The sequence below is a fragment of the Plantactinospora sp. WMMB334 genome (assembly GCF_049179095.1).
GTDB lineage: Bacteria > Actinomycetota > Actinomycetes > Mycobacteriales > Micromonosporaceae > Plantactinospora.
Genome location: NZ_JBMHME010000002.1, coordinates 3237469 through 3252594 on the forward strand (window position 1 = coordinate 3237469; position 15126 = coordinate 3252594).

Genomic DNA, 15126 nt, shown 5'->3' on the forward strand with positions numbered 1-15126 from the left:
CCACTCACGAGGCGCCCAACCGCCGACTCTGCTCAGTTAGACATCCGGGCGACGATGTCGGCAACCAACTCGGCCTCCTGGGACCGCAGGTAGAAGTGGTCGCCGTCGAACCGCCGCCAGGCGGCCGGTCCGGAGGTCAGCTCACCCCAGGCGGACAGCTCGGCCGGCACGTCGCCGGGGTCGCCGCTGCCCCCGTAGGCGACGATCGGGCAGCGCAGCCGCACCGGATCGCCGCGGTGGTAGGACAGCACCGCCCGGACGTCGGCCAGCAGCGCCGGCAGCACCAGCTCGCGCAGTTCCGGGTGGTCGAACACCGCCGGATCGCTCCAGCCGGACGCACGGGCCTCCGCCTCGACGGTGGCGTCGTCGAGCGCCTCCGGAACCGGCCTGGAGCGGTGCGGGGCGAACTGGCCAGATACGAAGAGGCCCGCCGGCCCCGGTCCGGCGCCGGACTCCAGCCGGACGGCGACCTCGTAGCCGACGAGGCCGCCCATGCTGTGCCCGAACAGGTACAGCGGCCGGTCGGCGTACGGCGCGAGCGCCGGGACGAGCGCGTCGGCGATCGCCGGGACGGACGGCGAGCAGGGCTCGGCCAGCCGGTCCTGCCGGCCGGGGTACTGCACGGCGATCAGCTCCAGCCGGGCCGGCAGCCGGGCGGCCCAGGAGGTGTAGGCGCTGGCCGTGCCGCCGGCGTGTGGCAGGCACACGAGGCGGGCTCCCGGATCGTGGCAGGGGCGGGGCCGCCGCAGCCATCGCGCCGAGGCGCCGAGGGTGCCGGTTGTCGTGGGTACGGTCATCGAGGACTCCCGTCATCGGCTGTTCCGGGGTCAGAATGCCCAGGTGTCTGTTTGCCAGGGATGCGTCTGGGACGAACTCGAGTTGGATGGTGCCCCGGCCGACGTGCCGGTCGCGATCGGTGGCCGGCTCGAGCCGGCCACGGTTCTGTGTGGTTACCGGCACGCCACCTACCCGATGCCGTCGGCATCAGCGGCCCAGACCGAGGCCAATCACTTCCTCTACGAGGAGTCGGTGGCGGCTGGTACGACCGTCGTGCTCGACTCGCCGCTGCCCGACCCGTACGCGTTGACCTGGTGGTCCCCGGACCCGCGACCGGTCATCCCGTACGGGCGGATGTACAAGTCGCGTGAAACCAGGAGGCTGGTGCGCTCCAAGCTGCCCTGGACCACCACCGCGAACCAGGCCTTCGACCAGGTGCTCGCCGAGTGCCGCCGGGACCGCAGTCCCGAGTGGCTGACCGTCGAGTTGTGCGAGTGCATGGTGGAGCTTCACAGGCAGGGCTGGGCCCACAGCGCCGAGGTGTGGGAACACGGCGAGCTGGTGGGCGGCACCGTCGGTATCGGCGCCGGCATAGTGTTCGGCCTGGACAGTTGCTTCCGGCGGCGATCCAACGCGTCGAAGGTCGCGATGCTCGACATGGAGCACCGGCTGGCCGGCACCGGCGTGACGCTGCTGGACGCCGAGTGGGACAGCGAGGTGAACCGGCGGCTGGGTGCCAGACCGATACCGCGGAGGGAGTTTCTCACCGCCCTGGCCCACAGCGGCGATCCGGTCCGCCCGGCCGGCGGTGAGGAGGACGTACAGCGGCTGGCGTTCCCGCGCACGCCTCCCGAGTGAGCCGCTGACCCATAAACACGTGAGTCCCGCCCGTCCGGCCGCGTGGTCAGGATGGTCGAAGGCCGTGTGTCTTCGAAGGAACGGGGCTGATCCCAGTGCCGGTCGACATCTCTGAATCTCCAGTGGAACGCGGCACCTCCACCTGTGCGGAGCCGGACCCGGCCCGGAGCAGCGCCGTCGTACGGCTGCCGATCTCCGCGATCCGCGGGACCGACTCCCCGCGGTCGGCGGGCGTGGACGTGGCGCACGCGCTGTCGCTGGCGCAGACGGAGGCGGACCTGCCACCGATCGTCGTCCACCGCACCACGATGCGCGTCATCGACGGCATGCACCGGCTCACCGCCGCCCAGCTCCGCGGCGAACGGGCGATCCGCGCGGAGCTGTTCGACGGCGACGACGACGAGGCGTTTCTGCTCGCCGTCCGGCTCAACGTGTCGCACGGCATGCCCCTCACGATCGCCGACCGGCGAGCCGCGGCGGTACGCATCATCCGCACCCGCCCGCAGCTGTCCGACCGGGCCATCGCCGTCGCCGCCGGCCTGGCCGCGAAGACCGTCGGATCACTGCGCCGCGAGCTCGACGACCCGCCGGTGCGGGCGCGGGTCGGCCGGGACGGCCGGGTCCGGCCGGTCGACGGGGCGGCCGGGCGGCGGGCCGCGGCCGAGCTGATCGCCCTTCACCCGGACGCGCCGCTGCGCCGGATCGCGCGGGACGCCGGCGTCTCGGTGGAGACCGCGCGGAGTGTCCGTGCGCGTCTGCGGGCCGGCGAGGACCCGGTGCTGGACCGGCGGACCCGACCACAACGCGACGACCGGGCGGTGGACCGGCAGATGACCGTGAAGCTGCCGGAGGCCGATCCCTCCGACGAGTTGAGGTCGCTGCTGGAGACCATTCAGCGGGATCCGTCGCTGCGCTACACCGAGTCGGGCCGGACGCTGCTGCGCTGGCTCGGTCCGCGGGTGCTGCTGCCCGACGAGATCCCGCTCTCGTTGCGCCGCATCCCGCCGCACTCCCGGCTCAACCTCGGCTCGCTGGCGAGGTCGTGCGCGGCGGCCTGGATCCAGCTCGCCATGGGGCTCGAGGCCGACTGAGAAACGCTGGCCGGCGGCCCATTCCGGCAGGCCGCACGTACCGGAGCCATCCGTCGTGGGCCGGCGTTCAGCGGGGCCGCGTCCGCGCGCCGCCGGGAACGGCCAGCCGGACCGTCAGCCAGATCCGGCGCAGGTACGGCAGCGGTGTGCCGGCGCTCGCGTACGCCCCCGGCCGCAACCCGATCCGGTCCGGGTGCACGCAGACCGGGATGCCCGACTCCGGAATGGTGCGAGAGCCCGTCATCTCGGTTCGGCACCGCTCATCCGGCCGGCGAGGTCGGCCACGGTCGGCGCCTCGAAGAGGGTACGCAGGGTGACCGGGCGTGCGGCGGTCTCGCTGAGCCGGTTGACGACGGCGACCGCCAGCAGCGAGTGGCCGCCCAGTTCGAAGAAGTTGTCCCGCCGCCCGACCCGGGGCACAGCCAGCACCTCGGCCCAGACCGCCGCGATGGTCTCCTCCAGCGGTGTCCCCGGCGGCTCGTACTCGGCCGCGCCGGCCCACTCGGTCTCGTCGTCCGGTCGGGGCAGCAGCCGCCGGCTCAGCTTCCCGCTCGGCGTGCGCGGCAGTTGCGTCACCGTCTGGTAGGCGGCCGGCACCATGTAGTCCGGCAGGCGCTCGGCCAGGAAGGCGCGCAGTTGGCCGGCCGGTGGGGCGTCCGCGTCCGGCACCACGTAGGCGACCAGGCGTCGATCGGCGACGCCGTACCGGTGGGCGGCTACGGCGCACTCGCGCACTCCCGGGCAGCCGGTGAGGACCGCCTCGATCTCGGCGACTTCCACCCGGAACCCACGGATCTTCACCTGGTCGTCGCCGCGGCCGAGGAACTCCAGCCGCCCGGCTGCGTTCCAGCGGACCCGGTCGCCGGTGTGGTACATCCGGGCGCCCGTGACGAACGGGTCGGGCAGGAACCGCTCCGCGGTCAGCCGCGGCCGCCCCAGGTAGCCGCGGGCCAGCGCGATGCCGCCGACGAACAGCTCGCCGGCCACTCCGGGCGCCACCGGCCGCAGGTCGGCGTCGAGCACGTACGTGCGCACGTTGTCGAAGGGCCGGCCGATCGGCGGCAGCGCCGGCCAATGCGCGGGTTCGTGGTCCAGTTGGTGGGAGGTGGCCAGGTGCACCTCGATCGGTCCGTACTGGTTGTAGAGGGTGCAGCCCGGCAGCTGCGCGAAGAAGGCCCGGATCGCCGCCGTGGCCTGCAACTGCTCTCCCGCGGTGAGCACCGCGCGCAGCGAGCGCGGGATCCGGTCGAGGCGGACGGCCAGTTCGGCGAGCCCGCGCAGGGCCACGAACGGCATGAAGATCCGCTCGATCCGCTGGTGCTCGATGACGTCGAGCAGCCGTTCGAAGTCGTGCCGGACGTCCTCGCCGACCAGCACGAGCGGGTCGCCGACCGACAGGGTGGTCACCATCTCCTGGTAGAAGATGTCGAAGCTGAGCGCGGCCCACTGCAGGGTGCGTCCCCGGCCGGCCGGCCCCTGCCGCCGCTGCCACTGCACCTGGTTGTGCAGGGCCCGGTGTGACATGGCCACGCCCTTGGGCCGGCCGGTGGACCCGGAGGTGTAGAGCACCCAGGCGATGTTGGCCGGGTCGGCCAGGTTCGGCGGGCTGGTGGCGCTGGTCGGCGTGCCGAACGTGTCGAGCGCCAGCACCGGCGCCGGGTCGGTGGCCCGGTCCGGTTCGCGCCGGGCGCGGATCAGCAGCCGCAGGGCCGCGTCCTCGGCGATCAACTGCTGGCGGGCGATCGGGTACGTCGGGTCGATCGGGACGCAGGCCCCGCCGGCCTTGAGCACCGCCAGGTTGGCGACCACCACGTCGAGCGAGCGGTGCAGCGCGATGCCGACCCGTTCGTCAGGGCCGACGCCCAGCTCACGCAGGTGCCAGGCGAGAGCGTTCGCCCGCTGGTCCAGCTCGCGGTAGGTCAGCGCCCGGCCGTCGAACACCGCCGCGGTGGCCTCCGGTGTCGCGGCGACCTGCCGCTCGATCAGCTGATGCAGGCAGAGGCCGTCGTCGAACGGGTGGGACGTGTCGTTCCAGACCTCGATCACCTCGTGTCGCTGCGCGGCGGTCATCAGAGGCAGATCGTCGATCGGTACGTCCGGGTCGGTGGCCACCCCGCAGAGCAGGGTGACCAGGTAGCCGGCGAGGCGCCGGATGGTGGCCCGCTCGAACAACGCGGTCTGGTACTCCATGCCGACCTGCAGGTCCCCGGCCGCGTTCTCCCAGGTGCTCAGCGTGAGGTCGAACATCGCCTTGCGTTCGTCCGACTCGATCGGGGTGACGCGCAGCCCGTCGAGCAGGTCGAACTCCTCGGCCACCAGGTGGGTGAACAGCACCTGGAACAGCGGCTGTACGGCCAGGTCCCGTTGCGGGCGCAGTTCGGCCACCAGCCGGTCGAACGGCACGTGCCGGTGCTCCAGGGCCTCGAGCAGCCGGGGCCGCAGCTGGTCGAGCAGGCCGGTGAAGGTCGGGCGCCCCGCCAGGTCGGCCCGTAGCACCACCGGGTTGACGAAGTGGCCGATGTTGGCGGCGACGTCCGGGTGCGCCCGCCCGTCGGTGATCATTCCGACGCTCACGTCGGTCTGCCCGCTCCACCGGTACAGCAGCGTGTGGAACGCCGCGAGCAGCACGGTGAACATCGTGGTGCCCTCGCGCCGGGCCAGCCGGCGCAGCCCGTCGGTCAGCTCGGTCGGTACCGGCACCTGGACCAGTTCGCCGGCAAGTTCGGCGACCGCCGGCCGGGGCCGGTCGGTCGGCAGGTCGAAGACGTGCGGCGCGCCGGCCAGCCGCTGCTTCCAGTAGTCCAGGTGACGCTTGGCCTCGGCGCCGCCCCGCCGCTGCTGCCACAGGACGTAGTCGGCGTACTGCATGGCCAGCTCGGGCAGCGGTGACGGCGCCCCGCTGCGGTACGCCGCGTAGAGGGTGCGGAGCTCGTGGAAGAGGATGGCGTACGAGGCCCCGTCGATCACCAGGTGGTAGGAACGGAGAACCAGCACGTGGTCGGCCGGGCCGAAACGGATCAGCTCGGTGCGGAAGTTGCCCGCCTTGGAGATGTCGAACCGGTACCCGGCGTACATCCGCTTCCGCTCGGCCAACCACCGGTCCTGCTCGGCGGCGGAGAGGTCGGACACGTCCAGGACGGTGAAGCGGGGATCGCCGGCCGGCTCCACCACCTGGACGCCGATTCCGTCGCGCGCCGGGAACGCGGTCCGCAGGATCTCGTGCCGCCGCACGATCTCCGCGAGCGCCGACCGCAGCGCCGCCACGTCCAGGTCGCCGGTGATGCGGTACAGGGCCGTCTGGTTGTACGCCGGCCCCAGCAGGCCCATCTGGTCCAGGAACCACATGCCCCGCTGGTGTTCGGACAGCGGGATGGTGTCCGGTCGGGTCACCGGTGCCGGGTCGGCGCGCATCGCGGCGATCACCTCGTCGCGCCGTTCGCGGAGCACGGCCAGCCGCTCGCCGTCGAGCGCGCCGGCCGGCCGGTATCGCAGCTTGCCGTCCTGCAGCCAGAGCTGGATACCGGCCAGGCGCAGTTCCGCCATGAAATCGGAGATCGCGAGCACGGGCTGGGCCCCCCTTTCTCGGCGGTGTGCTGATCCGGCGGCGCCCGCTCAGCGGGCGCTGCGCGGGCGCAGGTCGGTCCAGTGGTCCTCGACGTAGTCCAGGCACGCCTGCCGGCTGTCCTCGGCACGCGCGATCCGCCAGCCGGCCGGTACCGCCCGGTGACTCGGCCACAGCGAGTGCTGGTCCTCGTCGTTGACGAGCACCAGGAACCGGCCCTGCGGGTTGTCGAACGGGTTCACAGCATCGACTCCTTTTCCAGCAGTGGTGCGGACGCGGCAGCCGCCCGCGGCCGACGGTCCCGGGACGCCCGGGACCGTGGGTAGACCAGGGGCAGCAGCAGGCCGGGCATCAACGTGGTCACCAGCGCCATCAGGACCATCAGCGAGTACAGCCGCTGATCGAGCAATCCGATCTGGAAACCGACCGACAGGACGATCAGCTCGGTGAGCCCGCGGGTGTTGACCAGCAGCGCCAGTGCGGCACTGTGCCGGCTGGTCACCCCGGCCAGCCGGGCGGCCCCGAAGACGCCGGACATCTTGCCACCGACCGCGACCAGCAAAATCAGCAGCAGCAGACCGACGCCCTGACCATCCATTGCGGACAGATTGACGGCGAAGCCGGCCACCACGAAGAAGGGGGGTAGCAGTACCCTGCGGTCGACTCGTTCGATCCACGGCAGTACCCGCGCGCGCAGGGTCGGTGCGCCCGCCCGGGGCATCACCGCGCCGAGCAGGAACGCCCCGAAGATGTGGTGCAGTCCCATCCACGAGGTCGCGGTGGACGACAGCACCAGGGCGGCGACGATCGTGAGCAGCAGGCCGGCACGCAGGCTCATCCGGGTGACCGGTCCGGGGACCCGGGTGACCGGCGGACGGGCCGCCAGCCTGGCCAGCAGCGGCCGCACCAGCCCGACGAGGATCGCCACGAACGGCAACACCAGCAGGACCCGCCACGGTGGTGTGTCCCCGCGCGAGAGCGCCACCAGGACCGCCAGCATCGACCAGGCCAGGACGTCACCGACCGCCGCCGTGGCGAGCGCCAGGCCGCCGATGGGGGTGTCGACCAGCTCGCGGTCGGTCAGGATCCGGGCCAGGACCGGAAATGCGGTTATCGACATCGCGGTGCCCACGAAGAGGCAGAACAGCACCGCGGACCGGCCGGACCGGTCACCGACCAGACCGACCGCGAACAGGGTACCGAGGACGAACGGCACGACCGTCGAGCCCAGCGACAGCATGACGGCGATCCGGCCGTGGCCGCCCAGGCTGCCGTCGGCCAGGTGCAGTCCCACGAGGAACATGAACACGCAGATTCCGACGGTGGACAGTGCCGCGAGCGCCGGGCGGATGTCGGCGGGAAACAGCTCCCGTGTGATCGCGCCGTGAAACAGGGTCGGGCCGAGCAGGATGCCGCCGATGATCTCGCCGATCACCTCCGGTTGGCCGAACCGCCGGCACAGCAGGCCCAGGAGGCGGGCGACCACGACGATCACGACGAGTGCGCGGAGGAGCGCCGCGACCGTGTCGATGTCCACCCGCCTCTCCCCCATTCGCCCAGGATGGGTCGACGGTAGGCAACGCGGCACGCGGTGGCGCAGTCACGTGAACCGGCGACGCTCCGATGTCGAGGGATGCTACGAGCAACGTCGTTTCGGATTCACGTCCCTGATTGACGCGACCGGCAGTTGCCCTGGACATGTCAGAGGATGACCGGGGTTTGCATCATCCAGCGCACGGTCGTGGCAAGGCCCGACGATGCGACGACCTTCCGATGCAGATGCCTGCGGAGGTGCCGTGATTCGGATAGACGTACTGGTCAGCTGTCCCGTCTACCTCGTCGGGCTCTACCAGGTCATACACAACACCGGCATAACCATCGTCTCCGTCCGCACCACACCCACCGAAGAACCCTCATGGCTCGCCGACATCGCCATCCTCGACGCCGACGCCCTACCCCCCACCGACACCCTCCACACCATCACCCACACCGCCCGCACCACCCCCGTCCTCATCCTCCTCAGCGACTGGTCCCTACCCACCCACCAATACCTACAAGCCGGCGCCACCCACGCCATCAACAAACGCGAAACAGCCGACAACCTCATCACCGCCATCCGCACCCTCACCACCGGCAACCACACCACCCCCCACACCCACACCACACCCACCCCCCCACAACCACACCACCCCAACCCCAACCTCTCCGAACGCGAAGAACAAGTCCTCCACCACATCTCCCACGGCCTCACCCACGGACAAATCGCCACCCGACTCGGCATCAGCCCCCACACCGTCGACACCTACGTCAAACGCATCCGCGCCAAACTCGGCGCCGGCAACAAAGCCGAACTCACCCGCGCCGCACTCCTCAGCCGGCCCACCACACCCATCACCGACAAGGTCGCCTGACCGCTGGGAGCCCTGCATGAGCAGCACCGCTCGACCAACCGACGAGCAGGTCGTGGCTGAACTGCACGCCGTGGAGCAGCGGCGGCAGCGTGCGTTCGTGGAGGCGGACCTGGACACCCTCGCCGACATCTTCGACGACACGCTGGTGTACACCCACGCACACGGCGTCACACACACCAAGGCGCAGCTGCTGGAGCACACCGCCAACCGCCGCCCCTACCTCGACATCACCCGGGGCGAGTTGCTGATCCGGCTGTTCGGCGACGTCGCGGTCATCACCGGGCCGCTGACCAACCTCGTACGCACACCCGACGGCGGGGCACGCACCCTCGCGGGCGTGGCCACCCAGGTCCTGCGCCGCGACGAGCATCACCGCTGGCGGTTCGTCAGCTCCCAGACGACCCCGTACGGCGAGCAGAGGTAACCCGATCCCGGTACGAACAGTACGGAGGTAGGCATGAGCGTCACGAATGGGGTCCACGGCGACCGGCAGGGGCTCGACGAGGCATCGCTCGGGCCCGTCTCGTACGGGGTCACGTTGGTGGGCAGAGCGCAGGTCACCAACCCGTCCGGGGCAGGGCTCGCACGGCACATCGCGGACGTGGCCGCGTACGGCGACCACGCGTTCCTGACGGTGTACCGGGAGCCGACGTGTGAGCGCACGGGCGCGTACGTCATCGACATCAGCGATCCGAAGGCTCCCTTCGAGGTTCGGAGCGCGTTCATCGAGAGCGTGCGGGGCAACTACGCCGGCGAGGGTCCGTGCGTGATCGAGATGGACAACGAGCATTTCCGTGGTGTGCTCCTCATTCACCCCAACGAGATCTATGCCAAGGCTGACGCGCCCGACCCGACCGGGCCGCGCCAGCGCGGCGGCATCAACATCTGGGACGTCACCGACGCCGAGCACGCCCAGTTGCTCGCCGCGCACGCCGGCGACTACACCGGTCCGGATGGCGAGCCGGTGGACCAGGCCCTGGCCGCGTACTACACCTGCGCATGGACGGACGACACCACCGGCCGCACCTACGTCGGGTTCGTCACCGACAAGCCCACCAGCGACATCTGCATCATGGAGATCACCGATCCGCGTAACCCGGTGATGGTCCACGCCCTCGACCTCAGGATGGCGCCGTTCAATCTCGCCCCGGACCATTCGCGGGGCCTCACCTCGCTGTTCGGGCACGCCGTCGAGGTGCGCCGGATCGGTGACCGGTTCGTCATGTCCGCCACCTACTGGGACGGCGGGTACGTGCTGCTCGACGTGACCGACCCGACGCCCGGCAACATCTCGCTGATCGCCCGCACCGAGTACCCCGAGTTCGACGAGGAGCGGGCCAGGCACGGGCAGCGGATCTCGCCGGAGGGCAACGCCGAGCACTGCGACCTGTCCCCCGACGGCGGGTACCTGGTGGGTGTCGACGAGAACTACGAGTCGTACCGCCTGCTCGGCAGGATCACCTCGGGTCCCTACGCCGGCACGGAGTACACCGCGGCCTGGAGCCCGGACACGGCGCCGGTCGATGCCGACAATCCGATCTCCGGCATGCCGGTCTTCGTCGGTCTGGGCTGGCCGGGGAGCGTGCCGCCCGGTCGTGGGATCGCGCTGTTCGAGCGGGACGCCTCGATCCTCACCGGCGGGTCGGCGGCCGGGTACACGTTCCAGGAGAAGCTGGACGCGATCGTCGAGGCCGGCTACAGCGCGGGCATCGTCTTCAACCATCAGGGGCCGGACGCCCTGCAGCAGTTTCCCACGGCCGCCAAGGGCACCATTCCGTTGATGTTCGTCAACCGCCTGACGGGTCTGCGGCTGCTCGGCGTGCCCGGCGTGACCGAGGAGACCGCCGGCACGACCCCGACGCCGGAAACGCCGGACGTCTGCGCCACCGACGTCGAGTCGGTGTTCGTCGGTTGGGGCTACCTCCGGCTGTTCCGGAGCGACATCCCGGCCAGCGGCGCCGGCTCGATCACCCAGATCGACACGTACGCGATCCCCGAGTCGCAGGATCCGAGGTTCGCGACCGGTGCCGGCGACCTGTCGGCGTCCCACGTGGCGATCGACCCGGACCGCCACCTCGTGTACGCCACCTTCTACGCGGGCGGGCTGCGGGTGCTGAGCTACGGCGACGACGGCCTGCGGGAGGTCGGCGCCTTCCGCGAGCCCGGCGTCGACCTCCTGGGAGTCAAGGTCCACAAGATCGGCGGGAAGAACTACCTCCTGGTCACCGACCGGAACTTCGGCCTCTACATCTTCGACGTCTGATTCCGCGCCCGGTGCGCGCCGGTGGCGGGTCCGGCAGGGGACGCGTCACCGGCGCGGTGTGTGGCACGCGAGCCGCCGGATCGATCGGCGGCGGTGCGTGGCAGCGGCGACAGCGTCAGCCACGACGTCGAGGCGACGAGCCCCGCGGCGGCCACGAGCAGCGCGCCGCGCGGCCCGAGCCAGCCGCCGAGGGTGCCGCCGAGCAGGCCACCGAGCGGCAGGGTGCCCCAGGCGAGGAAGCGGTTGCACGCCTGGACCCGGCCCAGCAGGCGGTCGGGGCAGGTGGCCTGGCGGTAGCTCACCTGAAGGACGTTGTAGAGGGCGCCGCCGTAGCCGACGACCAGCCAGCCGAGCAGGAACAGCAGCAGCCGCGCCCCGTCCCGACCGCTCAGTGGCAGCAGCAGCGCGAACGGTTGGGTCACCAGCAGCGACAGCCAGATCGCACGTGGCTGGCCGAGGAGAGCGACCCAGCGTCGGGCGGTGGCCGCGCCGAGCACGCCGCCCACGCCGGAGGCCGCCAGGAGGATCCCGACCACGAACGGCGACAGGCCGACCACCCGCACCAGGAAGATGACGAGCTGGCTGGCCGCCGCGGCCATGAAGAGGTTGGCGCTCGACGTACACAGCGCGATGGCGCGCAGGATCGGGTCGGTGAGGACCAACCGCATGCCCTCGCCGATCTCGGCCAGCAGGTGCCGCCGGGGTGTGGCCGGCGCGGGCGGCTCGCGGTGGCGCATCCGGAGCAGGGCCGCCAGCGACGCCACGAACGTGGTCGCGGTGACCAGCATCGCGCCGGCCGCCCCGAGCAGGCCGACCAGACCGCCGGCGAGACCGGGACCCGTGGCGGCCGCGGCGGCGTTGCTGGTCTGAAGCCGCGAGTTCGCCTCGACGACGTGGCCGGTGCCGACCAGCCTCGGCAGGAACGCCTGCTGCGCCAGCTCGGCGCAGGCGGTGGCGATACCGACACCGAGCACGACGGCGAACAGCGCGGCCAGGTTGAGCAGACCGGTCCACGCACCGATCGCCGCGCCGGCCAGCAGCAGGGCGCGCGCGATGTCCGCGCCGACCATCAGCCGCCGGCGCCGGATTCGGTCCACGAACGCGCCGACCGGCAGGCCGACGAGAAGGATGCCGGCGCTCTGCACGGCGGCGAGCAGCCCCAGCTCCCACGGCGAGGCGGCCAGCACGCTGATCGCCAGCATCGGCAGCGCCACCGAACCGATCCGGGTGCCGAACTGGCCGGCCGTGTTGGCAATCCACAGCAGACCGAGATCGGTTCGGGCGCGCCCGGCGATCACCACACGACAGGCACCTGCGTGGGGGCGCGCGCGAGCAGTCCCTTCTTCCACCCCAGTTCGGCGGCCGGCTTGGTCAGGCTCAGCCGCGGCCAGCGCCGGCTCATCGCGCCGAGGACCACCTGCAACTCGGCCCGCGCCAACGACGACCCCACACAGTGGTGGATGCCGGGTCCGAAGGCGAGGTGCGGGTTGGGGGAACGGGACAGGTCGACCGACTCCGGGTCGGCGAACACCCGGGGGTCGCGGTTGGCGGCGGGTAACGACACCACGACCGGCGCCCCAACGGGTACACGCACCCCGGACAGCGTCACGTCGCCGGTGGCGATACGCGCGAAGCTGACCCCGGTCCCCTGCGCGAGGTACCGCAGCAGCTCCTCGACCGCGCTGGCGACGATGTGCGGTTCGGCGGACAGGCGCGCCCAGTGCGAAGGCGTTTCCAGCAGCGTCACCACGGCGTTGCCGATCATGTTGGCGGTGTTTTCGTGACCCGCGATCAACAGGGTGCCGGCGAAGGTGACCAGCTCCAGCTCGGTGAGCCGGCCCTCGGCGTCGTGCGCGTGAATCAACGCCGAGAGAAGGTCGCCGGACGGACGGGTGCGGCGCTCCTCGATCAGGTCGCACACGTAGTCGGAGAAGTCGTCGAGGGCCTGCCGGACCTGCTCGGGCCGGTAGGCGGTACTGGACATGATCGGGTCGACCCACTGCCGGAACGTGCTGCGGTCCTCGACCGGTACGCCCAGCAGCTCGCAGATGACCAGCAGCGGCAGCGGCAGGGCGAGCAGCGGCACGAGGTCCGCCGGTGGCCCGGTGGCTTCGACGTCGTCGAGCAGCCGCTCGGTGAGCGCCGCGATGCGCGGGCGAAGGTCGTTGACCCGGCGCGTGGTGAACGCGGAGGTGACGATCCGGCGGAGCCGGTCGTGCTCGGGCCGATCCGTCATCAGGATCGACGCACTGCTGCCGGGCTCCGGGGTCATCCGCGGCACCCGTGCACCGCACGCGGCGGCGCGGCTGAACAGCGGGTCGGACAGCACGCGACGTACGTCTTCGTAGCGGGTCACCAGCCATGCGGCGTCGTCGCCGTAGGGCAGCCTGATCGGGCAGACCGGCGTCGACTCCCGTAGTTGCCCCAGGCGCGCGTCGAGGTCGTTGCCGGCTGCCGGGCTGAACGGATACGCCGCCGGCGAACCGTCACCGGTCATCGGATCTCCTCAGATCGGGGTGGTGTTCGTAGCGGGGCGGCTCGCCGGCTGGGAGCCGCCCCTGTGACTACTCGGCCTCGGCCGGCGGCCTCGGCCTCGGCTTGACGCGGAAGTTGCCCGCGGCGAGATGACGCATCGTGCCCTCCTTTCAGCTCGGGGGTTTCACAAGCGACCGAGCGAACTCGATCGCCGTGGCCAGCTGTTGGTCCTCGACGACCAGACGTTCCGTCAGCAGGCACGGCCCCACCGGCGTCGATGCGACGTCGCCACCGGGCCGCGGATGGACGCGCACGGTGCCGCCGCCGCCGGCTCCGGGGTCCAGCGGGTAGCCGTAACGGAGGCGGTGCACGCCGGGCCGGCCGGGGCGACGCCGGGCCTTCTCCTCGCGCGCCAACGGTCCCAGGACCTCGAAGATCCGCTGCCAGCGAGCGGAGACCGGCACCCACTCGCGGGTCCCACCGATGAGCCGGCGCAGTTCCGGTGCCAGGGCGTAGGTCGCCGCGGCATCGCTGACCACCTCGATGACGTCGTCGCCCAGACGCCGCTCCAGGACGGCGGCAAGGGTGAGCAGGTCGAGACGGTCCTTGACCCGGAATCTGCGTTGGAACCGCTCCTCGGTCACCGCCAGCACGTTGGCCAGGTCCTCGTCGCCGGGGGCGGTGACGCGCAGCGGCACCTCGCGAAAGTCGCCGCCGAACGCGAAGGTGGTGACGTCGACGCCCATCGGCTTGTCCAGGAACGGTTCGCTGGCCGGCCACTTGACCGCCACCATGATCTGGAGCGGACCGGTTCCACGGTCGAGGACGCTGACACCTTGGACCGCGGCGTCGAACCTGGACCGCAGGTCCCGCACGCACTCCCACAGCGGCGCTTCGCCGGGCGCGACGAGGTCGACGTCGCCGGACTGTCGCAGCAGCGGCGCCGGTAGGTGTCGAGCGATCCGCTCACCCTTGAGCACCCCGAGGCCATGAGCGGCGGACAGATCGGCGCCGAGCGCGTGCAGGTCCGCCGTGCGCTGCCGCACGCGCGCCAGGTACGCCCGGGCCTGCGCCCCCAACCGGACCCCGCGAGCCTCCATCGTGGACAGCCAGGTCGCCAGGATCCCGCCGCGGTTGGCCAGCTCGGCGACGCGCCAGGCCGGCAGGTCGCACGTCGCGCCGAGCAGGCGATCGACCACCTCGAGGTCGGTCGGTGCCGGTGTCCGGACCTCGTGGAGAGCCGTCATTCCCAGGAGAGGCAGAAGGGGTGGCCGGCCGGATCGGTGTAGACCCGGAACCCGGTGCGCGCGGCCGGATCGTCGACCGCCCTGACCAACCGCCCGCCGAGCGCGACCACCTTGTCGTGCGCGGCCTTGAGGTCGTCGAGGTAGAAGTCGAGATGGACCTGCTGCGACCAGCCGTCCTCCGGCCACGTGGGCGGCACGTGGTCCGGCGCGAGCTGGACGGCCAGGTGCCACTCCCCGTCGACCCAGATGTTGTGCCACGTGTCCTTCGCCTCGACGGTGCCGTCCAGGAACCCGGCCCAGAACGCGCTTTCCGCATCGATATCCGTCGCCTCGAAGACGATCGTCCGGCGCTTGAACATCACAAGGCCAACCCTCCCCGACCGGTATACCTGACTCGCAAACTCATTCTGGCCCCTACCGTGGTGCGCGGAAGGCCGCGCGA

The 15126-nt window shown here is 71.5% G+C and carries 14 protein-coding genes; 5 read left to right on the forward strand and 9 right to left on the reverse strand.

All coding sequences use genetic code 11. The annotated features are described in order from the left end of the window. Positions 1-32: 32 nt before the first annotated feature. Positions 33-797: a thioesterase II family protein gene (locus ACN27G_RS13915; protein ID WP_421493233.1), complete on the reverse strand. Its 765-nt coding sequence runs from the start codon at positions 795-797 to the stop codon at positions 33-35. A 43-nt stretch (positions 798-840) separates the two neighbouring features. Between ACN27G_RS13915 and ACN27G_RS13920 the strand changes: the two genes are divergently transcribed. Together ACN27G_RS13920 and ACN27G_RS13925 are read left to right on the forward strand one after the other, a co-directional pair. Further along, positions 841-1635 carry a leucyl/phenylalanyl-tRNA--protein transferase gene (locus ACN27G_RS13920; RefSeq protein ID WP_421493234.1) on the forward strand — a complete coding sequence of 265 codons (795 nt, stop codon included), beginning with the start codon at positions 841-843 and terminating at the stop codon, positions 1633-1635. 122 nt (positions 1636-1757) lie between these two features. Continuing rightward, positions 1758-2726, forward strand: a complete 969-nt coding sequence (locus ACN27G_RS13925) for a ParB/RepB/Spo0J family partition protein (RefSeq protein ID WP_421493235.1) — start codon at positions 1758-1760, stop codon at positions 2724-2726. 67 nt (positions 2727-2793) lie between these two features. Here the strand turns inward: ACN27G_RS13925 and ACN27G_RS13930 are convergent, their stop codons facing one another. The 4 genes from ACN27G_RS13930 to ACN27G_RS13945 are packed head-to-tail and all read right to left on the reverse strand — an operon-like array spanning position 2794 to position 7840. Continuing rightward, positions 2794-2970 carry a hypothetical protein gene (locus ACN27G_RS13930; protein ID WP_421493236.1) on the reverse strand — a complete coding sequence of 59 codons (177 nt, stop codon included), beginning with the start codon at positions 2968-2970 and terminating at the stop codon, positions 2794-2796. After that, entirely contained in the window at positions 2967-6290 is a 3324-nt protein-coding gene (locus ACN27G_RS13935; protein WP_421493237.1) for an amino acid adenylation domain-containing protein, read from the reverse strand. The genes ACN27G_RS13930 and ACN27G_RS13935 overlap by 4 nt, the downstream gene beginning before the upstream one ends. Positions 6291-6338: 48 nt before the next feature. Next, entirely contained in the window at positions 6339-6530 is a 192-nt protein-coding gene (locus ACN27G_RS13940) for an MbtH family protein (RefSeq protein ID WP_421493238.1), read from the reverse strand. Then, positions 6527-7840 carry a cation:proton antiporter gene (locus tag ACN27G_RS13945; protein WP_421493239.1) on the reverse strand — a complete coding sequence of 438 codons (1314 nt, stop codon included), beginning with the start codon at positions 7838-7840 and terminating at the stop codon, positions 6527-6529. Before ACN27G_RS13945 ends, ACN27G_RS13940 begins: the two co-directional genes overlap by 4 nt. A gap of 244 nt (positions 7841-8084) precedes the next feature. On the opposite strand from ACN27G_RS13945, the gene ACN27G_RS13950 reads away from it, so the two are divergent. The 3 genes from ACN27G_RS13950 to ACN27G_RS13960 are packed head-to-tail and all read left to right on the forward strand — an operon-like array spanning position 8085 to position 10962. Continuing rightward, on the forward strand, positions 8085-8699 hold the full coding sequence (locus ACN27G_RS13950; RefSeq protein WP_421493240.1) for a response regulator transcription factor: 615 nt from the start codon (positions 8085-8087) through the stop codon (positions 8697-8699). Between the two features lie 16 nt (positions 8700-8715). Next, complete coding sequence (locus ACN27G_RS13955) at positions 8716-9123, forward strand: nuclear transport factor 2 family protein (protein ID WP_421493241.1); 408 nt, start codon at positions 8716-8718, stop codon at positions 9121-9123. A gap of 33 nt (positions 9124-9156) precedes the next feature. Then, positions 9157-10962, forward strand: coding sequence for a hypothetical protein (locus ACN27G_RS13960; protein ID WP_421493242.1), 1806 nt, complete (start codon positions 9157-9159; stop codon positions 10960-10962). Here the strand turns inward: ACN27G_RS13960 and ACN27G_RS13965 are convergent. The 4 genes from ACN27G_RS13965 to ACN27G_RS13980 all read right to left on the reverse strand — a co-directional run bounded on the left by ACN27G_RS13965 (position 10944) and on the right by ACN27G_RS13980 (position 15043). Then, complete coding sequence (locus ACN27G_RS13965) at positions 10944-12260, reverse strand: MFS transporter (protein WP_421493243.1); 1317 nt, start codon at positions 12258-12260, stop codon at positions 10944-10946. The two genes, ACN27G_RS13960 and ACN27G_RS13965, sit on opposite strands and share 19 nt — an antisense overlap. Continuing rightward, positions 12257-13459 carry a cytochrome P450 gene (locus tag ACN27G_RS13970; protein WP_421493244.1) on the reverse strand — a complete coding sequence of 401 codons (1203 nt, stop codon included), beginning with the start codon at positions 13457-13459 and terminating at the stop codon, positions 12257-12259. The genes ACN27G_RS13965 and ACN27G_RS13970 overlap by 4 nt, the downstream gene beginning before the upstream one ends. 148 nt (positions 13460-13607) lie before the next feature. Further along, complete coding sequence (locus ACN27G_RS13975) at positions 13608-14684, reverse strand: hypothetical protein (protein WP_421493245.1); 1077 nt, start codon at positions 14682-14684, stop codon at positions 13608-13610. Continuing rightward, the gene (locus tag ACN27G_RS13980; RefSeq protein WP_421493246.1) at positions 14681-15043 is read right to left on the reverse strand and encodes a VOC family protein; all 363 of its coding nucleotides are present in this window, start codon (positions 15041-15043) and stop codon (positions 14681-14683) included. The genes ACN27G_RS13975 and ACN27G_RS13980 overlap by 4 nt, the downstream gene beginning before the upstream one ends. Positions 15044-15126 lie beyond the last annotated feature (83 nt).